Origin of the sequence: Haladaptatus cibarius D43, assembly GCF_000710615.1 — an archaeon.
In the GTDB taxonomy this organism is placed as follows: domain Archaea; phylum Halobacteriota; class Halobacteria; order Halobacteriales; family Haladaptataceae; genus Haladaptatus; species Haladaptatus cibarius.
Genome location: NZ_JDTH01000002.1, coordinates 648,647 through 668,794, shown reverse-complemented (window position 1 = coordinate 668,794; position 20,148 = coordinate 648,647). Strand labels below are relative to the sequence as shown.

Here is a 20,148-nt window from a genome sequence, read left to right as displayed (position 1 = left end):
CTTAATCCTCGCTCGACGGGGCGGCCGTCGGTTTCGTCTGCATGGTTCCGCGAGCACCCGGCCCGAAGTAGCGCGTCCAGACGACGAGCAGGCTCGGGAGCACCAACACGCTCGCGAGGAACGCGTAGATGATGGTCAGGCCGGTGATGATGCCGAACTGCTGGAGTGCGGGCAGGATGGCGAAGACGAGGACGCCGAAGCCGCCGACCGTCGTCGCCGCACTGCCGAGCAGTGCGCCGCCGGTTCCGGTGAGTGCGACGTCCATCGCTTCCCAGACGGAGCCACGTCGTTCCAGTTCGACGTTGTACCGCTCGGACAGGTGAATGCTGTAGGCGACACCCAATCCGACGGTGAGGCTCGTAATCATCCCCGTTAGGACGTTGAACGGCATTTCGAGCAGATACATCGTGCCCAGAATCCACGTCACGCTGAACACGACGGGGAGCAGGGTAACCGCGCCGAGGGTCGCGCTCCCTTCCGTGATGCGGTAGATAAGCATCAGGAAGGCGAAGACGGACACCATCGTGATGATGAGGCTCTGGATGACCGTGTCGAGCAGTTGTTTCTGGACGATTTCGAAGACGATTGCCTGCCCGGTCGCGGTGGCTTCGAGGTTGTCGAAGCCATCCGCCACGTCGCGCATGTCCTCGGTCACGTCGGCGCTCGCCGCACCGCCCTTGACCGAAACTGTCATTCGTGCTGCCTGATAGTCGCCATTCTCTTCGTGGATGACGCCCGCCGCTTGGTCGGGAGCGACGGCGTACAGTTCGTCGTACACCTGTTCTATGTTCTGGTCGGGGACGCCGTTTCCGTCGGTGTCCGCGGCGGTGAACGTCGCGTTGAACGATTCGTTCTCAGCCGCCACCTGCTCCATCACCGAGAGCGGACTCGTCACCTCGGGGTCGCCACTTGCGAGGACAATCGTCGTGTCCTTTTTCGCGGCTTCCTCGCGGGCCTGCTGAATCTGTTCGAGGGAATCGTCTCGTGCTATATCTCCCTGTATCAGGATTTGTGCCTGTGAATCCTCACGAACGAAGTTGTCGTTCACGTAGTCGAGATTCTTCTTCGCCGAATATTCGGCGGGTTTGAACGGTTCCGGTAGTTCCTTCGTCCATCCCGGCGGGTCTTCCGCGAGGAAGTCCTCCTGCGCGAAACTCGTATCCACTTTCGTCGCACCGTAGGCACCGCCAGCGCTGATGAGCACCGTGAGCACGATGACGACGAGTGGGGCTTTTCGTGCTGCGATCGCTCCGGCGGAGAGGACGCGACCCAGCGCGCCGCCGCTGGTACCGAACGCCCGTTTGTTGCGGTTGTAGCCACGGGATTCGAAGAACTCGTCGAGTTCGACTTTCAGCGCGGGAATCAGCGCGCCGAAGATGAGCAGTGCGGCGACGATACCGATGGAACTCACGATACCGAAGTCCTGAATCGGCGGCAGTGGACTGACCAGATTCGAAAGGAATCCGATGACCGTCGTCGCCGTGACCCACGTCAGGGCCGCGCCGACGCTGACGAGCGCGACGCGCATCGACCCGCGAACGCCTGCACCGGTGTCCTGTTCGCGTTCTTCTCGATGTCGCATGAAGACGTGAATTGCGTAGTCGATGGACAGTCCGATGAGGAGGACGGGAACCGCGATGAACATCTGGTTGAACGTGATGCCGAGCCATCCCATGAAGCCGAACGTCCACACCAGCACGAGGACGATGCCGAAGACCCCTAACAAGATGTCGAGCAGGTCACGGTAGGCTACGAGCAGAGTCAGGATGACGAACAGCAGTGCGAGGGGGCCGACGATGGTCAGACTGTCCGTCATCGACTGATTGATTTCCTCGCTGATGATGCCGCTTCCGAAGACCATGGCTTCTTGGTCGAACGTATCGCCCGCGATGGACTGGATGGCCGACTGGGATTCGACGATTCCGTCAGATCCTTGTCCCGGTTGCATCGACTGGCCCTCCTGTTTCTGGAACACCAGCAACATCGTTGCATTGGCTTCGGTCGTGCCGGAATCGTACGATGTCGGCATGAACGCCAATGCTTGTCCCGACATGCCGTCGGAACCCGAGTCCGAGGAAAGCACCGCTTCGGTCATGGTATCGACCTGCGACTGGTTCATCGACTCTAACTGGTCAACTTGTTCGGACAGCGACGGCATCGAGCCGTTTTGGAGGGTTTCCTGTCTTTCAGTCAGGTTCTCGCTCCGCGTCTGGAGTTGTTCGTACTCCTCCGCCAGAACGCCCTGCGTTCCGAGTTGGTACACCTGCTGGAACTGCGATTGAATCTCGCTCGTTCGCTCTTGGTAGGTCGATTGGTTGATTTGACCCTGCTGATACGAGGCGTTCAACTGACCGAGTTGGGCTTGCAAGCCGCGGGCCTGCTGCGCCGACTGATTGAACGTAGCCGACTGATTCGCGGTGAGGCCGTTCGTCGCGTTCGACTGTACTCCTTGCAGTTGGGTTTCTATCTCGCCCGCCTGCTGGCGGTAGGTTTCGTTGTCGATGTCACCCGACTGCCGGGAGGCGTTCAACTGGTCGTACTGCGCTTGCAGCGCCCGCGTTTGGTTCAGCGCGTCGCTCAACCGTCCTGCGGTTTGATTCAACTCCTGACTTCGCTGTTGGAGTTGTTCTCCGTCCGAACGAAGTTCTGCGCCTTTCTCCTGCTGTATCGCACCGATGGCGACGACGTTTGCAACGCCGCTGGTCGGGTTGTCGTCCACCAGCGTCTTGTTGACCGTTTGGTTCTCGCGGAGTTGTTGCTGGAACCGAAGCGAATTCACCATCGCGTCCTTCGACAGGACGTTATCCTCGCGGATGATTACCTGCACTGCGGTCGTGTTCTCCTGTCCGGTCGTGAAGTTCGTATCGATGTACTCCAGTTTCTCTGCCGCCTCGCTGTCGCTCTGGAACTGGTCGAGCGACGACGACTGTTCAATCATCTGCGCACCTGCCCCGACGACCACCGTCAGAACGAGCAACACCGCAATAACAACACGGCTGTGGGACGTTACGTTCTCGAAAATCCGATTGAGAAGGCTCACAGACCCCCTCCTCGGTTGCGACTGTCGCTGTTCATTACTGTTGTTAGAATCCTACTGACAGCGTAATCAAAAAGATGGTGGTTTCGTTTTCTCGATGTGACACAAACGACAGGGCGGTTGCTCGGGACGCAAACAGTTAAAAAAGAAAGGCGAAACGGCAGTCCCGAAAATCGAACACAGTCGCTCACTAATCGTCATTGGTACCAAACCGCAACCACCGGTAACAACCGTTGGCACCGACGCGGTCTGCGGTGTTGTGGAGCGTCTTTCGAACCTGATTCAATCCGCTCGCTGAAGAAGTTCCCCCACAACTCAATGAGAGTCACAGGTCACTCGTCATAGAATTTCTTTGCGTCCTCCGCGGTCATCGTCTTCCACTCGCCGTCGTTGGTTCGAATCTGTACGTATCCGTCCGGAATCTCTGCCTCTATTTCGACTGTTTCAACGTGTTCACGCAGGAGATGTGATTCGTACTGTTTCCACGCAGACCGCTCGGACGGTGCGATGGCCATCCACCCGCAATCGTGCTGACCGCACTGTATCATTCGGTAGTGTTCACTCTGCGGAGTGGTTATAAACCTTCAGAAACACCAGTGAGCACTGTGAGAAAGGAAAATCAGGAATATACATCGGGAGACGATTATCCGCTGACGACGTGCGAGGAGAGTTCGCCGATGGTTCCCTCGATTTCGTATCCGGGCGTCTGGATGGTGAGGACGCTGTCCGGCGTCACATCGTGGAACTTGACGTGAAGCGAGTACGAGCCGTCGTCCAGAATGCCAGTCGCTTCGTTCTGTCCGGTTGGGAGGTGACGTGCCCACGCGTTGTCGCCGACGAATGCCGGGTCGGCGATGCCGTCGATGACGTACTTTTGTGGGGACGCTTCGGTGTTTTGCCCCGTAATCGGATAGCCCTTCTCGTGCCACTCCCAGTAGCCCTCGTCGATGACGTACACGTTTTCGTAGCCGTTCTGCATCAGTTTCCCCGCGCGCATCGAAGAGAGGTGATGTGGACACCCACAGTAACAGATGATGCGTTCGTCCTTCGACCACGACGCAACCGGGTCGTTTTTCGACTGCCCGTCTGGTGCTGGGCTGAGCACCGCTCCCTCGATGTGGGACGTATCGTACTGCGTCTGTCTGCGAGCATCTACGAACCGACCGTCGTCCTGCTGGAACCACTCGTACACGTCGGAGAGCGGTGCGAGCGGGACGTTTTGACCGTACTGTTCTTCTGTGTCGTATCCTTCCTCGGACTGCGGATTCGACCCACCCGACTCACCGCCCAAACCGAGGCAGCCGCTCAGTCCCGCGACCGAAACCACACTCGCCGCGAGGAACCTTCGTCGATTCATTGTTGTAGAACCGTAGTGACCACCGCAGTATCAATTTTATCATGGTTGTTTCAGCCGAAACGTCGGACAGAAAACTAGTAGATTGAAACGAAATCGGAGGTGGCACCCAACTGGTTTGGCATCGTCTTTTTTCAATCCTCTGTCGTAGAAACTACTATTCTTGGGGGCAGGCATGCAATGAAGGACACACACGTACAAGCGGGGAAGTCGATACAACAGCGGACGGGGAAAACGTTCCATCTCGCCACGCGACTCCTGCCGAAACGAGTCCGTCACCCGACCTACGTGTTGTACGGCTTCTTCCGCGTTTGTGACGAAGTCGTTGACGACGCCGAGGGCGTTCCGCCGGACGAACAGGAGGCCCAACTCGAATCGTTCCGAGCGCAGGCGCTCGGAACGACAGAACCCGACGACCCAGTCCTCGAAGCGTTTCAGCAACTCCGCGAGTCCCACGACATCTCGGACGAGGAGGTCACGCTCTTCATCGACGCCATGGCCTCCGACATCACCAAATCGCGGTACGAAACCTACGACGAACTGGAGGCGTACATGCGCGGCTCCGCCGCCGCCGTCGGTCGGATGATGACGACGATAATGAATCCCGAAGACGCCGAACGCGCCCTGCCCCACGCGACGGCGCTCGGGGAAGCGTTCCAGTTGACCAACTTCCTCCGGGACGTGCGCGAGGACATCGTAGACCGCGACAGAATCTACCTGCCACAGACGACGCTCTCTCGGTACGGCGTCACCGACGAGGAAATCGAAAATTTCGAATTTTCCGCGGCGTTCGCCGACGCGATGCGCGACGAACTCCGGCGAGCGGAATCCCTGTACCGTGATGGTGTCGCGGGGATTCAGTATCTTCCCGAAGATTGCCAGTTCGCCGTGCTGGTGTCGGCGGTGCTGTACGCCGATTATCATCGCGTGATTCAAGCGCAGGGCTACGACGTACTCACGACGGAACCGTCGCTCGGAACCTTACGAAAACTCTCGCTCATCGCCCGGACACGCTGGCACTGGCGAAAGACGCGCGACCCGGAAACCGTCTTCCGCGCCGTGAGTTCGGTTTCGTCGTCGGAACAGCGCCACACGGATTTCGACCGACGGGACACGCTTCCGACGCGGTAGTCGCCAAAAATCCGTTCTTCTGTTTTATCAGTCGTCCGCAACGGTCGGCTTTTTCGACGATTCCACGACCGAATCAGTCCACGTTCCGCGCAGGAACCACGCGGCGGCGACGATTGCGGTTAGGACGTTCGACAGCGCGATTCCGTACCAGATTCCAGTCGAACCCATGTCGTACCACTCGACGAGAGCGTAAGCAGGCGGCAGTCGGAACACCCAGAGCGAGAGGATGGAGAGAACCATCGCCACTCGCGTACTCCCACTACCGCGGAATCCGCCGGAGACGATTCGGAACACGCCGATGCCGATAAATGTCGGCCCGACGATGCGAAGGTAGTCGCCACCGATTTCGATTACGTTGGCTGACCCTTCTCCTGTGATGAAGATACTCGTAATCGGTTCTGCGAAGATGTAGGCGACCGTACCGACGACGGCGAGAACCGCCATGATGATTGCCGTTGCGAGGTACACCGCGCGTTTCGCACGCTCGATTCTGTCCGCGCCGAGATTTTGCCCGACTACGGTTTCGGTTCCCTGCGCGAGTCCCAACGCGGGCAAGAAGACGAGCGACGTGAGTCGATTGCCGATACCGAACGCCGCGACTGCGTCGGTTCCGGCCAGCGCGACGAGGGCGGTCATGGCCGTGATTCCGAGCGCGCGGGTGCTCTGTTCGATGCTCGTCGGGCCGCCGATTTGGACGATTTTCTTCACCGATTCGGCGCGCAGTCGCAGGTCGTCCAACGAGAGGTGGATGCCGACCCGTCCCGAGAACAGGAGCGCAAAGCCGACCACTGCGCCGACCCCCCGTGAGAGAACTGTGGCGAACGCCGCGCCCTGCACGCCGAACCCGGTGAACCCAGTCGCGTCGAACAACGAAGCTTCCAGTCCGCGCATTCCGAGGTAGCCGAACAGCGGGTTGTCCTGAAACCCGAGGATGAAAAACGGGTCTAAGACGACGTTGATGACCACGCCGAACGCCATCAGATACATCGGGGTCTTCGTGTCGCCCCAGCCACGCAGGAGCGCCTGAAAGATGAAAAAGCCGAACATGAAGAACACGCCGAGGAAGATGGTTCGCGTGTACTCCACGGAGTAGGCGTGAACCTGCGTGCCCGGCGTCGTCCCGATGAGCGAGAGCAAGGTCGGCGTGAGGAACCACCCGAGAATCGAGAACGCAACCGCGATGGCGGTGACGAACGCGATGGTTTGGCCCGCGATGTGGTCCACTCGGTCGTGATTTCCTGCGCCTTTGTTCTGGGCAACAAGCACGGTTCCGGCGACCGTGAACCCACCACCCACCGAAATCATGAGGAAGACGAGCGGCCACGAAAAGGACAGCGCGCTCACCGCGTCCTGCCCGAGGCGACCGACCCAGAACGTGTCCGCGAGGTTGTAGGCGACCTGCATCAACTGCGAGAGGACGATGGGGAACGACAACACGAGCAGTGGTTTCAGTAGTTCACCATCCGTCAGGTTCACGTCGAGGTTCTTCGAACTCATTCCGCGCCCTCCCAGCCGAGATATCGGGAAAGCAGGCCGTCGATAGCCTCGATTTCGTCGTTCCCGCCGAGCGTCGCGCGTCGGATTCGAATCCCATCGACCGTCGCCAGCAGGACGGTGGCCGCCTCGTCGGGGTCAACCGAGTCGAACTGGCCGGTTTCGGTTCCGTCCCGAATGATGTCGGCAGCGAGATCGTGGAGGTCGTCTGTGTTCCGCCGGAGTTGCTCGCGGTAAGCGTCGGTGTAGGGCGCTTGCGCCCTAATTTCGAGCAGGGCGACGTGGAAATCGCGCTTGTCGTCGTCCGACGGCCCGGATTCGAACAAGTCGAGGAGGTGGTGCAGTCGTTCCGCCGGGTCGTCGCTGTCGATTGATTCGACGTGTTCGTGAAAGTGGTCGAGCAGATAGTCCAGAAACGCGACGAAGAGGTCTTCTTTCGTCTCGTAGTGGTAGTGGATGAGCGATTTGCTCTTCTCGAACTCCTCTGCGATATCCTGCATCGTCAAGTCGGCGTACCCGTGCTTGCTGAGCGCACAATAGGTCGCTCGCATGATAGATTCGCGGGTGTCCGACGATTCGCTCCGCTGACTCATTAACTGACTAGTCAGTCAGGATGCCCGAAGTAGGTTTCGTTTTCGGAAATGTTTGAGCAGTTCAACTCACAGGAAACGGGATAAATAACGGCGAACGGGGGTTAAATCCCACGTGAGCGTATCAGTCGTTCAGTCGTCTGCATGGCTCTCGTCCACCGATTCCGCGAAGTCCGGGAGTTCGGGTATCGCCGTCGTGTCGTGAGAACCAGTCGGTGGGAGGTTGACGTCCGCGGCGGGTGAGTCGTCCAAATCCGTCTCGGTGGCGAGCGATTGCATCTCGCCGTCGCTCTCGCGGGCGTCTTGGTCGATACGCATCGAGCAAAACTCCACGCCACACATCGAACAGAAGCGGGCTTCTTTGTAGTTGTCACCGGGGAGCGTCTGGTCGTGAAAGTCCCGGGCGCGCTCGGAATCGAGTGCGAGTTCGAACTGGCGTCGCCAGTCGAACTCGTACCGGGCCTCCGAGAGGGCGTCGTCCCAGTCGCGGGCACCGGGCAAGTCGTTCGCCACGTCTCCGGCGTGTGCAGCGATTCGATACGCGGCGAGTCCGTCCCGAACGTCGTCCTCGTCCGGCAGTCCGAGATGTTCTTTGGGCGTGACGTAACAGAGCATCGCCGCACCGGCACGGGCCGCCTCGGTTGCACCGATAGCACTCGTGATGTGGTCGTATCCCGGTGCGATGTCGGTGACGAGTGGGCCAAGGACGTAGAACGGAGCGCCGTCACACACCTCCTGTTGTCGTTCGACGTTCATCGCAACGTCGTCCATCGGGACGTGACCCGGCCCTTCGACCATCACTTGGACGCCGTGTTCCCACGCCGTTCGGGTTAGTTCGCCGAGCGTTTCCAGTTCCGCGAACTGTGCGTCATCGCAGGCGTCCGCGAGACAACCGGGACGGAGTCCATCGCCAAGACTGAACGTAACGTCGTACTCCGCAAAGATTTCACAGATGTCCTCGAATGCGAGGTAAAGCGGGTTTTGCACGCCGTTTTCCTCCATCCACTTGGCCAGAATCGACCCGCCTCGTGAGACGATACCCGTTTTGCGGCCATCGGTAAGCGGGAGATGTTCCATCAGCACGCCTGCATGAACCGTCATGTAATCGACGCCCTGCCGAGCCTGTTTTTCGATGACGTCGAGTAGCAGTTCCTGCGTGAGATTTGCAACGTCGTCAACGAGCGTGACCGCCTCGTAAATCGGAACGGTTCCGATGGGAACGGGCGAGTATTCGACGTTCGTCTCGCGGATTTCATCGAGACTGCCGCCGGTACTCAAATCCATCACGGTGTCGGCACCGTAGTGAACTGCGGCGTGGAGTTTTCGGAGTTCGCCCTCGCGGTCGCTCGTCGTCTCGCTGTTCCCGATATTTGCGTTGACTTTCGTGGCGAACTCTCGACCGATAATCATCGGGTCGAGCGCGTCATGGTTGTGATTGCTCGGAATGACCGCCTGTCCGTTTGCGACCTGTTCGCGAACGAAATCCGGCTTCCTGTTTTCGCGCTCGGCGACTCGTCGTATCGCAGGGGTAACGTCTCCGGCACGAGCACGTTGAAGTTGTGTCTTCGGCATCAATCACTGAGTGGTATTACTAGGTAATAAATCTTGCACACGCCAAGGGTTCAGCTCGCTGTCGTTCGATTCGAACGAGCGTTCGGAATGCCTCGATTTCGCCGAGCCTTCACGTCATTCGAGCACGAACGTTCGGTATGCACGTCGCAGTCCTCGACGAACCGGGGTCGCTCCGCGTCGAAGCACGCGAACGCCCCGAACCCGACCGGGACGAAATACTGGTCAACGTCCGCCAAATCGGCATCTGCGGGTCGGACGTTCACTACTACGAACACGGGAAAATCGGCGACTACGTGGTCGAATCGACCCTCGTCCTCGGGCACGAAAGTGCGGGCGAAGTGGTCGCAGTCGGCGAAAACGCCGACGAGGACTTCGAACCGGGCGACAGAATCGCCCTCGAACCCGGCGTTCCGTGCCGTCGCTGTACACACTGCAAGCGCGGCGAGTACAACCTCTGTCCCGACGTGACGTTTATGGCGACCCCGCCGGACGACGGCGCGTTCGCGGAATACGTCGCGTGGCCCGCCGACTTCGCCTATCGACTTCCCGACTCGGTGTCACTGCGCGAAGGTGCGCTCTGTGAACCTCTCAGCGTCGGGATTCACGCCGTCCGTCGCGGCAACGTCGGGGTCGGTGATTCGGTTCTCGTCACGGGATGCGGGCCAATCGGCCTGCTGGCGATGGAGGCAGTCCGTGCCGTCGGAGCAACCGACGTGTTCATCTCCGACGTGATTCCGGAGAAACTCCAACTGGCCGAATCACGCGGCGCGGACGCCGTCATCGACGTTCGGGAGACGGAAATCGAAGGTGCTGTCGCGGAACTCACCGACGGCGACGGCGTCGATGTCGTCATCGAAGCCTCGGGCGCGGAACCAGCGATTCGTTCGACAATCGACGCGGTTCGACGGGGCGGAACCATCGTCCTCATCGGACTCGCACAGGACGCGGAAATCCCGCTCGATACGGGCAAAATCATCGACAACGAACTGGACTTGTTCGGGTCGTTTCGCTACCGGAACACGTACCCTGCGGCTATCGAACTGCTGGCTGACGGCGTAGTCGATGTAGAAGGAATCGTGGATTTCGAGTTGGGACTAGAGGAAATTGGAGACGCATTCGAGCGAGCAAAGGAAAGAAAGACGGTGAAAGGAATGATTACGACCTGAACGCTTCGGTATCGACCGATATCTCCCTGTCTCCGAGCGCAAACGTCTCCCACGCTCGCCAGAAACCGGGCGTTTTCGGCGCAACTGTAAACAGCGTCCGAGCGAGTGGTGCGGCGACCCATCCCGGAATCGAATCGCGGTGGAGCACGTACCACGACAGCGCTCGTTCGCCGCGTCGTTGCAGTCGAACCACTTCTTCGACGGCGGGACGACGAACCGACTCGAACCGGCCAAGTCGTGCCCTCGGAATCGTGCCGCTACCGCTCCCGTCCAGTGCGTTCACGATTGTCGAATGGGCGACCACGGCATCCTGAATCGCCAGACCATTCCCCTGCCCACCGACCGGCGAGGCGACGTGCGCCGCGTCGCCGAGCAAGAGCAATCCGTCATCGACCCATTTTTCGCTGATGCCGGGTTCGATGTGCAGGAGCGAACATTGGTCGAAACTCGTGAGGTGGCGGGCAAGCGTCGGTTCGACCGCCCCGACGTTCCGCCGAAGGTGGTCGATTCCGCGCTCCCGAATCTCGGGATACGTTCCCTTCTCGATGAACCATCCTGCTTGTGCTTCCTCTTCCCCCAGTCCGAAGTAAAGAACTATTCCCTCGCTTTCAATTCGTCCCTGTGCCGCGGACTGAACCGCATCTGCCGGAAGCTTGAACCACAGCAGTTCCACTTTCGAATCCAGTGGTCCCGCGTCGATTCCGGCGGTTTCCCGAACGGTCGAATACCGTCCGTCGGCACCGACGACGAGGCGACTTCGCAGTTCGATTTCTTCGTCTCGTTCACGGTCGGTTCCACGGACGCCCACGACCGTGTCATCTTCGCGCAGGAGGTCGGAAACGGTCGTTGCGGGTCGAAATTCGAAGTTCTCGAACTCGTTCGCCCGGTCGATGAGCAGTCGAAGCAGTGGCGGTTGTTCCATCAAAATTCCGTACTCGTACGGTGACGACAACCGAGAGAAATCCACGACCTCGTGTGAATGTCCGAAGACGGTCAAAGCGGGTCGGCGGACTTCGTCGTGGTCGAGCGAGCGCACGTCGTCCAAAATATCAATCTGGTCGAACAGTCGCAAAACGAGTGGTTGGAACAAGTAGCCGCGAAACTCGCGGTCGAGATCGGAATGGCGCTCCAGCAGTACGGTTTCGACGCCGCTTCTGGCGAGGAGGTAGCTTAACACACAGCCGCCCGGCCCGGCACCGACGACGACCACATCCGCATTTTTTGTGGCCGTTTCCTCCCCGCGTTCGGCCATGTTATTCCTCTCGTTCTTCGGTGTCCGTCGTATCGCTTTTTGCGTTCCCGAGCAGTGCATCCACGTCTGCGTGGTCGTGCAGAAGCCCTCGCATTCGTTCGACCGTTTCCTCGTCGCGGGTTCGACCGCTACGCACCACGTCTTCTGCGCGTTCGATTGCCGTCAGGGTGTCGCCCTGTACGAGCAGGATGGGGACATCCTTTTCTTCCGCCTTTCCGATGACCGCGCCCGGCGGTCGAAAGCCGCCGGTCAAAATCAAACACTTGACGCCGGGCGCTTCCAGCGCGACGGTTTGCAGGTCTGGGCGGTCGCCGCCCGTGACGAGAACAGCGTCTTTCGTGCGACGGAGGTGGCGAAGCGCCTTGTCGCCGCTCATCGCGCCGACGAGGAACCGCTCTACGAAGGCGTCGGTGTCGCCTCCCGTCAGCACGTCGGCGTTGAGTTCGGTGGCCAACTGGCCGACCGTGACCCCCGCGAGGTCTTGCTGGCGCGGAACGACGCCGAGAACGGGAATGTCCCGGCCTTCGAGGAACGGAACCACGTCGGTATCCAGCGGGTCGAAATCCGTGTTCGTCACGGCGTTGAACAGTACGCCGGACAGTCGGTCGCCGACGTCGTTTACCGCCGCGAGGAGGTCGTCAACGTCGCTTCCGTTTCGGTAGTGCGAGAGGAGTAGAACCTCTGCATCCAGTAGTTCGGCCACGTCGGGGTCGGTGAGTTCGACGATGCCGCCCGTCGTGAGTTTACCGCCACCCTCGATTATCATCAAATCGTTGTCTTCGGCCAGCGAGTCGAAGTTTTCCCGAACCTGTTCGCGGAGTTCCTCGGGACTCTCGCGGCCTCGAATCGCCTGCTGGATGAACGTCGGCGAGTAGACGATTGGTTCGAGTTCGTGCATCTCCGCGTCCAGTCCGAGCAGTTCGCGGGCCAACATCGGGTCTTCGTCCAGCGTCTTGCCGACGTTGCTCTGGAGTCGGGTTCCCTTCGGTTTCATGTAGCTCACCGACAGCCCGCGCTCCTGTGCGAGTCGCGCCAGAGCGAGGGCGACGGCGGTCTTGCCTGTGCTTTCTTCGGTTGCTGTGACGAGTATCGTGTTCATAGTTCGTCGGTGTCCACGGTCAGTCGAATGTCGATAGCTTGCACGCCGTCGGGGGTTGCGACGAGTGGATTCACGTCGAGTTCCAGAATCGCGGGGAAGTCGGTGACGAGTTGCGACAAACGTTGAATGCTCTCCACGATGCTCCCCACGTCTGCGGGGTCGCGGCCTCGCGCCCCTCGAAGCAGTGGTGCGGTTTCGATGTCGTTCACCATCTCTCCGGCCTCGCGTTCGCTCACGGGTGCGACCCGGAACGTCGTGTCCTCGATGATTTCCACGAAGATGCCGCCCAGTCCGAACAGCAAGAGCGGGCCGAACTGCGGGTCGCGGTTCATCCCGATGATGGTTTCGGTGCCCGAATCGAGGTTCACCATCTCTTGGACTTGCACGCCGAGAATCGTCGCGTCGGGTTGGTAGTTGCGTGCCCGCGTCACGAGGTCTTCGTAGGCGTCGTACACATCCTCGTTTTCCACCCCGACTTTCACCCCGCCGATGTCGGATTTGTGCAGGATGTCGGGCGAAACGATTTTCATCACGACTTCGTCCTCGATGTCCTGTGCGGCCGAAACCGCGTTTTCCGGAGTTTCCGCGATGCTTCCCTCCGGCGTCGGGATTCCGTAGGCCGAAAGCAAATCCATCGCTTCCACGCCGAGACGGTTGTCGCCGCGGTCTTTCGCCCGCGAGAGGATTTCCCGTGCGCGTTCTTCGTCAACTTCGAATTCGGTCGGTTCCTCGTATTCACGCCCGCTGATGTCGCGGAACGTGGCGAGAGCGTCTAAGCTTCGAACCGCACGGGCCGGGTCGAAGTAGTTCGGAATCCCGTCCTCGCGGAGAACTTCTTTCGCGCCCTCGGTTCGTTCGCCGCCCATCATCGCCGCGGCGACCGGTTTGCCGTGCTTTGTCTGGAGTTCGCCGATTACCTCGGCGAGTTCGTCGTAGTCGAGTACGGCGGTCGGTGCCGAAAGCACGACCGCACAACCGACGTTTTCGTCGGCCAGCGCGATATCGACCGCTTCGCGGAAACGGTCGATGTTTGCGTCCCCGATGGTGTCGATTGGATTGTAGATGTTCGCCTCCTCGGGCAGAGCATCCGACAGGGCCGAGAGCGTTTCCTCCGAAAACGACGCCAGCGAGAGGTTCGAATCGCCCACCGCGTCGGTGGTCATCACGCCCGGCCCGCCCGCGTTCGTGACGATTGCCACGTCGTCCTTCTCGGGAAGCGGTTGGCCCGCCAAAATCTGGGCGAAGTCGAACAGTTCTTGGACGTTGTCCACCCGCAGAACGCCCGCCTGTTCGAGGCCTGCTTCGTAGGCCCGGTCGCTTCCCGCGAGGGTTCCGGTGTGCGAGGAGACGGCCTGCGCCCCAGCGTCGGTTCGGCCCGACTTGACCATCACGATTGGGGTGTCGTCCGTCGCCTCGCGCGCGGACGAGATGAATTCCCCGCCGTCCTCGACACCTTCGAGATAGGCGAGAATGACATCGGTATCGGGGTCGTTCCCCCACGCCCGGACGAAATCCGTCTCGTCCAACACGGCCTTGTTACCGAGTGAGACGACGTCCTTGAAGCCGAGTCCTTCGTCGTTGGCCCAGTCGAGCACCGCGGTGATGAACGCGCCCGACTGGCTCATGAACGACATCGACCCGGACAGGGCGTTTTCCGGCCCGAACGTCGCGTTCAGGCCGAGCGGCGTGCTCATCACCCCGAGGCTGTTCGGGCCGACGAGGTTGATGTCGTACTCCTCGGCAACTTCCTGCAATTCTCGTTCTCGTGCCGCCCCTTCGCTTCCCGTCTCGCCGAACCCAGCGGTGATGACGACGACGTTTTCGATGCCCGCCTCGCCCGCACCGCGCACGACATCGACTGCGATGTGTGGCGGGACGACCACCACCGCGAGATCTACGTCGGGCGCGGACGCGAGGTCGGGGTAGCAATCCAGCCCGAACACCTCGTCGTAGTTCGGGTTCACCGGCACCGTCTCGCCGTCGAAGTCGTCGCGCAGGTTCGTCACGATTGCGCGACCGATGGAGCCTTCGCTTTCCGTGGCTCCGACGACTGCGACGCGCGACGGCGCGAAAAGATCTGAAAGTACGCGATCACCCATCGTTTGAGGGTCGTCGGGAGACGGATTAAAAGTAGTCCTTGTCTTTCAGTCAGCGAGAATTACTTTCCTGCCAGTTCGTGCGCCCGCCGAACCGCCGATTCGAGGATGGGTTTTTCCGAGGCAAAATGGAGATGGGTTGCACAATCGCAGTCCGACGCTCCGATTCCGGAAACCGGTGAAATCTCCGCATCGAGTTTTCGCGCGATTTCGCACTCTACATCTTCCTCGGCGGTTCGCACATCCTCAACCAACCGCGATTCCGAACTGCCCAGGAGATAGTCGATGTGCCAGTGGCGGGCCTCGTTCTCCCGGGACGCGACTCGCGCGTGGCGCGCCACGCGCGAGAAACCGCCTTGCCCGAAGGCACTTCCAGTGTAGGCGTACCACCCGAAATCGAGTTCTCTCGTTTCTTTCGCACCAAATTCGATTTCCGTGGAGTCGGTGAGTTCGACCAGCAAGGTGTACGTTCCTTTCATAGATGCGAATCTCAGAGATGGGTGAGAACCAGCGCGCTAGCCACCGCGAGCATGGTGATTCCGTTCAGAATCACGGACTGCTTGTGATACTTCGCAAAGCCGTCGTCTCCCGCTTCCTCCATCTTCGGGATGAGTTTGGCGCGAGCGTAAATCGTCGCGGCGAGTGCCACTAGCACGAGCGGGCCGACCGCGAGTGCGGCAATCGAACCGAGCACGTCCTGACTTCCGGCGATTGTCGCGGCGCTGACCGCCGTAAATCCGAGCAGTTCGCCGAACACGTAGTATTTTGGGAAGATGGCATTGACAACAGTCCCCGCACCGTCGTCCAGCACGTCGAACGTCGTCGGCGCGCCGATGAACGAGAAGAAAATCATCGCTCCGAGCCACATTCCGAGGGTCGCGTTCAACACTAACAGCAGTCCCGTTTCGAGGAGGGTCATGGCGGAACGAACGGACGGAACCGAAATGGGTGTTTTGCTTACATTCTGCCTTCGCTTTACTCGCTCACGTCAGCGACAACCGCACCCGACAACTCCCGCAGTTTATCGGGCGCAATCGGAAACACGGCTTTCGGCGTCCCCGCCGCCCCCCACACCGTCTCGAATTCGGTGAGCGTCTCGTCCAGATAGACGGGCAGGTCGCTGTCGTGACAAAAGGGCGGCACGCCGCCAATCGACCAGCCGACGGTTTTTCGGATTTCGTCGGCGTCGGCCATCCCGACCTCGGTTTCGGGAACGTCGCGCAACGCCGCGAGTTTTTCCTCGCTCATCCGATTCGCGCCGCTGGTGACGACCACGACGAGGTCGTCACCAGCACGAAAGACGAGGCTGCTGGCGATTTGGGCCACGTCACAGCCGACTGCCTCCGCGGCATCTTCCGCAGTTTTCGTCCCTTCCGGAAACTCGTGAACGTCCATGTCGAAGTTGAACTCGTTTTTCGCGCGGTCTTCGAACTCGCTGGCTCGTTCGTGCATACTGCTACTGGCGTGCGAACCGCCAAATCGGTGATGGTGTCGGTAATCGAAAACCGTCGGAGTCGAGAAATCGGGGAGAAATGAAAAGCGGGAAAAGTGAAAAGTGAGGGAAGAAAAAAACCGATTCTACTGCGAGTCGTCCGAACCGTTTTCGTCGTGTTGCGGTTCGACGTGGAAATCGTCAACCGTGGCCGCAAGCGATTCTGCCTGTCGAGCGAGCGATTCTGCGCTCTGGGACACTTCGCCGAGGGATGCGGTTTGTTCTTCGGCCGCGGCCGCAACGTCCTCGGCTTCTTCGGCCGTCTGTTCCCCGATTTGGCTCACGTCGTCAACCATGGCGACGACGTCCGCGGTCGTCTCCGCCTGTTCGTCCGTCACGTCGTTGATTTCCTCGACGCCGACGCTCGTCTCTTCGACGTTCACCACGATTTCTTCGAGCGATTCCAGCGCCTCGTTGACGGTCACGACGCCGTCTTCGACCGCGCCGTGGGTTTCCCTGATGTCTTCGACGGTCACTTCCGCCCGCTCTCTGACGGTTTCGATGCGCTGTTCGATGTCGCCGACTGCCTTCTTCGTCTCGTTGGCGAGTTCTTTCACCTCGTTTGCGACGACTTCGAAGCCGTCGGTCGAACCGTCCGCACTCGCCGCCTCGATGTTGGCGTTCAGCGCGAGCATGTTCGTCTGGTCGGCGATGGAGCGAATCAGTTCCACCACGTCGCCGATGCGCTCGATTTCGGTTTCCAGTTCCTCGATGTGTTCCACCGTCGTTTCGGTTCCCGATTCGATGGCCGCCATCTCCTCGATTGCGGCCTGCGCCGCCTCCCGACCGTCTTCACCGAGTGTTTCCGCGTGGTTAGCCGATTCGGCGACTTGGTCGGCCGAGGCGGCGATTTCTTCGATGGTCGCCGACAGTTCGCTCATTTCGCCTGCGGTGTGTTCGAGGCGTTCGGACTGCTCGACCGCCCCTTCGGACATCAACTGCGTCGATTCGGTGACCTGCCGACTCGCCTGTTCGATTTCGTCGGTGCTCGCGGTCACTTCCTGACTCGCCGCGGCGACCGTTTCCGCGAACTCGTTTACGTCGCGTATCGTCGCTTCGAGTTCGTCCATCATCTGATTGAACTCGCGGGCGATGTCGGTCATCGGTTGCGTCGGACTTTCCGTCGCCATGCGCTGCGTGAGGTCGCCGTCCGCCGCCTGCCCCATCACCGCACTGAACTCGTTGGCCTTGCGCTGAAGTGCCGTATTGAGTTGCTCCGCTTCCTGCTGTGCCGACTCCGCCCGTGCTTGCGATGCTTCCGCTTCTGCCTGCGCGTTTTCGGCTTCGGCGCGAGCGCGCTCGATGTCAGCCACCATTGCTCTGAGGTCGGTTCGCATCTCTTCGAGCGTTTCACCGAACTCGCCTGGGACTTCCTTCTCGAACACCGGCGCGTCGAACTCCTTTCGAGAGAGGGCGTCGGCTTGGTCTGCGACCGTGTTCAGGTACTCGTGCATGGATTCGAACGAACCGAACAGATTACCCATCTCGTCCTCTCGTTTCGTTCTCGGGAGTTCCGCGTCGAGTCGCCCGGCAGAAATTTCGTCCGCCGTCTTCGAAACGGTCGCAAGCGACTGCGCAGTTCCGCGACCGATGGAGAGTCCGACGACCACGAGCATCAGCACGGCCATCGCCACGAGAACCCCGATGTTCTGCGTAACGTGAGTTTGCAGCGCGAATGCGGATTTGACCGGAACCTGATACAGCAGCACCCAGTCTGTTCCGACGACGGGCGTGTACGCCATCACCGCCGATTTGCCGTCCGAACCAGACAGTCGTTTGATGTCGCTGTTGCCGGATAGGCCGTCCGCGATAGCGGCGCTCGCGTCGTCACCATACCCCGACAGCACCCGGGCGTTCTGATTGTCGAGAACTACGGTTCCTTCCCCGTCCACGACCGTCATGTCACCCGTCGCAATCGGCGACGAAAGAGCGTGCGAACGCTCGGTCAGGGACGTCGTCATGACGACCATTCGATTCGGGTCGCTGGTCGGCGCGACGAACGCCGTCACCGGCTCACCGTTTTCCTCGTATGGATTCATCACTTGGACGCCGTCCGAATCCGAGACGGATAACGATTTGTTCGCCCACGCGGCGTCAGTTTCGGTGGGCGTCGTTCCGACCAACCCGTCCGTCGTGCTGGCGAGGACAGTCTTACTCTGACTATCGACGTAGTGAATCGCCTGCACGTCGTTCGGGAGGTCGATGAGTTTCCGTTCGACGAGCGCCTGTCGCTCCGTATCCGTCTGATTCGCGGACACCGATTCGGCGAGGAATCGCGTCGTCGAACGCTTCTTCGTGACCCATTTGTGCAATGCCTCCGCCTCGCCCTTCGCGGCGTTGTTGATTTCCGTGCGATTCTCCTCCTGCACGAGTTGTTTCGTGTCGAAATGGATGTAGAATCCGATAGACGAGATGAGAATCAGTATCGTGAACAACACCGTTCCGAACTTCGCGGCGTAACTCCGTCGGATTCGTGCCGGTAGTACTCCCTCGATTCGACTTCGAATCCCGCGCCGGGAGCCGTCTGCGTCGTCGGCGTCAGTCATTGTTCCATCCTCCCTTCGAAAAAGGACGCACGCAGGAGTTCGAGTTCGGTGATTGCGCTTCCGTTCACTTGCTCGATGATGTAGGCGTTGAGAGGTTCGAGATTCTCGTTCAAATCGACCGAACTCGACGCACCCTGATAGTTCACGTCCCTGCCAGCGTCGATGAGCGTGGCTGCGCGCTCGAAGTCATCGACAGAAACCGTCTGTCCGCGTCCACCTGAAACGGAGACGAGGTTGTTGCTGATGGCGGATGCGGTCGCCGCTCCCGCCTGTTCGATTGCGAGTGCCATCAGAAACAGCCCGTCGTAGGCGTGCTGTGTGTAGGCCGCGAGCGGCGCGATGTCGCGGAGTTTCTGTTCGAGTTCGATAGCGCCGGTCGTGTTCGTCGCGGCCACCGACGCGCTGTACATGCCATCCATGTGCGGCGGAATTTCCCCCGGAAGGAGTCCTTCGCTAAGGACGTATTCGCCATCGTACGAACTCTCGGTGAGTGCTTCGAGAACCGTCGTATTACCGGGTTCGCTGGCGAATGCGACCACGTCCGCGCCGGAGTCTTCGATTTGCTTGAGTTCTCTCGCGTACGTTTCTCGACCCGTCGGAAACGGGATGGAGGCGACTACGTCACCGGAAACGTTGGCTTCGATGGTGTCCGCGAGTCCCGCGCCGAAACTGTTGTCTACGTACAAGGTGGCGACGTTTTCCGCACCGACGTAGCGATCACTGTTGAGAACTTTCGCCATCACGAGCGCTTGCTGAATGTCGTTGGCGGCAGTACGTCCGAAGAATTTCGTGCCGTTTGACCGTCCCGCCGTCGCAAGTGCCGGATGCGTACTCGACGGACTCACCGCGAAGATGTCTTTGTTTGGCAGTTCTTCCGCGAGAACCATCGAAATGTCGGTGACAACCGGGCCGACGAATCCGACGGCACCCGCATTGGAAAGCGTTGCCAGTGCCGTTTTCGCCTGCTCCGGGTCGAGCGCGGTGTCTTCGACCGTGAGTTCGATTTCGCGGCCGAGTGGTCCGCCCGCCTGATTCACGTCGACGACCGCCTGTTCGACCGCCCGTCGATGGTGTTTGGCGACAGTTCCGAGAAAGCCCTCGGCCGAAAGCGGAAGCACCGCGCCGAGTTGAATCGGCGAACGGCCGAGTTTCCCACCCAGACAACCGGCGAGTGCGCCGGTCGCTGGAAGCGTGCTGGCGAGACGGAGGTATCCTCGTCTCGACACATCAGTATTCATATACACACAAGAGTCGGCAAATCGAGGATAATCCTTTCGATTCACATATCAGTCGTGATAATTGGCGGGATATTTGTTGAC

General features: G+C 60.0%; 16 protein-coding genes. 2 read left to right on the top strand and 14 right to left on the bottom strand.

Annotation, left to right across the window (positions count from 1 at the left end; translation table 11 throughout):
* Window position 1: 1 nt before the first annotated feature.
* From HL45_RS08780 to HL45_RS08770, 3 genes are all read right to left on the bottom strand, one after another.
* Window positions 2–3,040, bottom strand: a complete 3,039-nt coding sequence (locus HL45_RS08780; RefSeq protein WP_049970739.1) for an MMPL family transporter — start codon at window positions 3,038–3,040, stop codon at window positions 2–4.
* A 329-nt stretch (window positions 3,041–3,369) separates the two neighbouring features.
* Window positions 3,370–3,585, bottom strand: a complete 216-nt coding sequence (locus HL45_RS08775; RefSeq protein WP_049970738.1) for a hypothetical protein — start codon at window positions 3,583–3,585, stop codon at window positions 3,370–3,372.
* Window positions 3,586–3,680: 95 nt separating this feature from the next.
* Window positions 3,681–4,394 (bottom strand): rhodanese-like domain-containing protein, encoded by a 714-nt coding sequence (locus tag HL45_RS08770; protein WP_049970737.1) that lies wholly within the window; start codon window positions 4,392–4,394, stop codon window positions 3,681–3,683.
* 177 nt (window positions 4,395–4,571) lie between these two features.
* On the opposite strand from HL45_RS08770, the gene HL45_RS08765 reads away from it, so the two are divergent.
* Window positions 4,572–5,522, top strand: coding sequence for a phytoene/squalene synthase family protein (locus tag HL45_RS08765; protein ID WP_049970736.1), 951 nt, complete (start codon window positions 4,572–4,574; stop codon window positions 5,520–5,522).
* Window positions 5,523–5,549: 27 nt separating this feature from the next.
* On the opposite strand, the gene HL45_RS08760 is transcribed toward HL45_RS08765, so the two are convergent.
* From HL45_RS08760 to thiC, 3 genes are all read right to left on the bottom strand, one after another.
* The gene (locus tag HL45_RS08760) at window positions 5,550–7,019 is read right to left on the bottom strand and encodes an MATE family efflux transporter (protein WP_049970735.1); all 1,470 of its coding nucleotides are present in this window, start codon (window positions 7,017–7,019) and stop codon (window positions 5,550–5,552) included.
* On the bottom strand, window positions 7,016–7,609 hold the full coding sequence (locus tag HL45_RS08755; protein WP_049970734.1) for a TetR/AcrR family transcriptional regulator: 594 nt from the start codon (window positions 7,607–7,609) through the stop codon (window positions 7,016–7,018). Before HL45_RS08755 ends, HL45_RS08760 begins: the two co-directional genes overlap by 4 nt.
* Before the next feature lie 129 nt (window positions 7,610–7,738).
* Window positions 7,739–9,178: a phosphomethylpyrimidine synthase ThiC gene (gene thiC, locus HL45_RS08750; RefSeq protein WP_084156834.1), complete on the bottom strand. Its 1,440-nt coding sequence runs from the start codon at window positions 9,176–9,178 to the stop codon at window positions 7,739–7,741.
* Window positions 9,179–9,315: 137 nt separating this feature from the next.
* Here thiC and HL45_RS08745 point away from each other — a divergent pair, with 137 nt between their 5' ends.
* On the top strand, window positions 9,316–10,344 hold the full coding sequence (locus HL45_RS08745) for an NAD(P)-dependent alcohol dehydrogenase (protein WP_049970733.1): 1,029 nt from the start codon (window positions 9,316–9,318) through the stop codon (window positions 10,342–10,344).
* Here the strand turns inward: HL45_RS08745 and HL45_RS08740 are convergent.
* The 8 genes from HL45_RS08740 to HL45_RS08705 form a co-directional block, all read right to left on the bottom strand.
* Window positions 10,334–11,596 (bottom strand): FAD-dependent monooxygenase, encoded by a 1,263-nt coding sequence (locus tag HL45_RS08740; protein WP_049970732.1) that lies wholly within the window; start codon window positions 11,594–11,596, stop codon window positions 10,334–10,336. The two genes, HL45_RS08745 and HL45_RS08740, sit on opposite strands and share 11 nt — an antisense overlap.
* Before the next feature lies 1 nt (window position 11,597).
* Entirely contained in the window at window positions 11,598–12,695 is a 1,098-nt protein-coding gene (locus tag HL45_RS08735; protein ID WP_049970731.1) for a phosphotransacetylase family protein, read from the bottom strand.
* Complete coding sequence (locus HL45_RS08730) at window positions 12,692–14,794, bottom strand: acetate--CoA ligase family protein (protein ID WP_049970730.1); 2,103 nt, start codon at window positions 14,792–14,794, stop codon at window positions 12,692–12,694. Before HL45_RS08730 ends, HL45_RS08735 begins: the two co-directional genes overlap by 4 nt.
* A 59-nt stretch (window positions 14,795–14,853) precedes the next feature.
* Window positions 14,854–15,270, bottom strand: a complete 417-nt coding sequence (locus HL45_RS08725; protein WP_049970729.1) for a GIY-YIG nuclease family protein — start codon at window positions 15,268–15,270, stop codon at window positions 14,854–14,856.
* Window positions 15,271–15,281: 11 nt separating this feature from the next.
* Window positions 15,282–15,710: a DUF4149 domain-containing protein gene (locus HL45_RS08720; RefSeq protein ID WP_049970728.1), complete on the bottom strand. Its 429-nt coding sequence runs from the start codon at window positions 15,708–15,710 to the stop codon at window positions 15,282–15,284.
* 56 nt (window positions 15,711–15,766) lie between these two features.
* Window positions 15,767–16,243 carry a YbaK/EbsC family protein gene (locus HL45_RS08715; protein WP_049970727.1) on the bottom strand — a complete coding sequence of 159 codons (477 nt, stop codon included), beginning with the start codon at window positions 16,241–16,243 and terminating at the stop codon, window positions 15,767–15,769.
* A 126-nt stretch (window positions 16,244–16,369) separates the two neighbouring features.
* Window positions 16,370–18,829: a methyl-accepting chemotaxis protein gene (locus HL45_RS08710; protein ID WP_049970726.1), complete on the bottom strand. Its 2,460-nt coding sequence runs from the start codon at window positions 18,827–18,829 to the stop codon at window positions 16,370–16,372.
* Window positions 18,826–20,067, bottom strand: coding sequence for an ABC transporter substrate-binding protein (locus tag HL45_RS08705; RefSeq protein ID WP_084156833.1), 1,242 nt, complete (start codon window positions 20,065–20,067; stop codon window positions 18,826–18,828). The genes HL45_RS08710 and HL45_RS08705 overlap by 4 nt, the downstream gene beginning before the upstream one ends.
* Between the last annotated feature and the right edge of the window lie 81 nt (window positions 20,068–20,148).

Excerpts from the sequence above, each read along its gene's own strand:
- HL45_RS08720 (WP_049970728.1), bottom strand. The coding sequence starts at position 15,710 with ATGACCCTCCTCGAAACGGGACTGCTGTTAGTGTTGAACGCGACCCTC.
- HL45_RS08765 (WP_049970736.1), top strand. The coding sequence starts at position 4,572 with ATGAAGGACACACACGTACAAGCGGGGAAGTCGATACAACAGCGGACG.
- HL45_RS08710 (WP_049970726.1), bottom strand. The coding sequence starts at position 18,829 with ATGACTGACGCCGACGACGCAGACGGCTCCCGGCGCGGGATTCGAAGT.
- HL45_RS08755 (WP_049970734.1), bottom strand. The coding sequence starts at position 7,609 with ATGAGTCAGCGGAGCGAATCGTCGGACACCCGCGAATCTATCATGCGA.
- HL45_RS08730 (WP_049970730.1), bottom strand. The coding sequence starts at position 14,794 with ATGGGTGATCGCGTACTTTCAGATCTTTTCGCGCCGTCGCGCGTCGCA.
- HL45_RS08725 (WP_049970729.1), bottom strand. The coding sequence starts at position 15,270 with ATGAAAGGAACGTACACCTTGCTGGTCGAACTCACCGACTCCACGGAA.
- HL45_RS08735 (WP_049970731.1), bottom strand. The coding sequence starts at position 12,695 with ATGAACACGATACTCGTCACAGCAACCGAAGAAAGCACAGGCAAGACC.
- HL45_RS08760 (WP_049970735.1), bottom strand. The coding sequence starts at position 7,019 with ATGAGTTCGAAGAACCTCGACGTGAACCTGACGGATGGTGAACTACTG.
- HL45_RS08745 (WP_049970733.1), top strand. The coding sequence starts at position 9,316 with ATGCACGTCGCAGTCCTCGACGAACCGGGGTCGCTCCGCGTCGAAGCA.
- HL45_RS08715 (WP_049970727.1), bottom strand. The coding sequence starts at position 16,243 with ATGCACGAACGAGCCAGCGAGTTCGAAGACCGCGCGAAAAACGAGTTC.
- HL45_RS08770 (WP_049970737.1), bottom strand. The coding sequence starts at position 4,394 with ATGAATCGACGAAGGTTCCTCGCGGCGAGTGTGGTTTCGGTCGCGGGA.
- HL45_RS08705 (WP_084156833.1), bottom strand. The coding sequence starts at position 20,067 with ATGAATACTGATGTGTCGAGACGAGGATACCTCCGTCTCGCCAGCACG.
- HL45_RS08775 (WP_049970738.1), bottom strand. The coding sequence starts at position 3,585 with ATGATACAGTGCGGTCAGCACGATTGCGGGTGGATGGCCATCGCACCG.
- HL45_RS08740 (WP_049970732.1), bottom strand. The coding sequence starts at position 11,596 with ATGGCCGAACGCGGGGAGGAAACGGCCACAAAAAATGCGGATGTGGTC.
- thiC (WP_084156834.1), bottom strand. The coding sequence starts at position 9,178 with ATGCCGAAGACACAACTTCAACGTGCTCGTGCCGGAGACGTTACCCCT.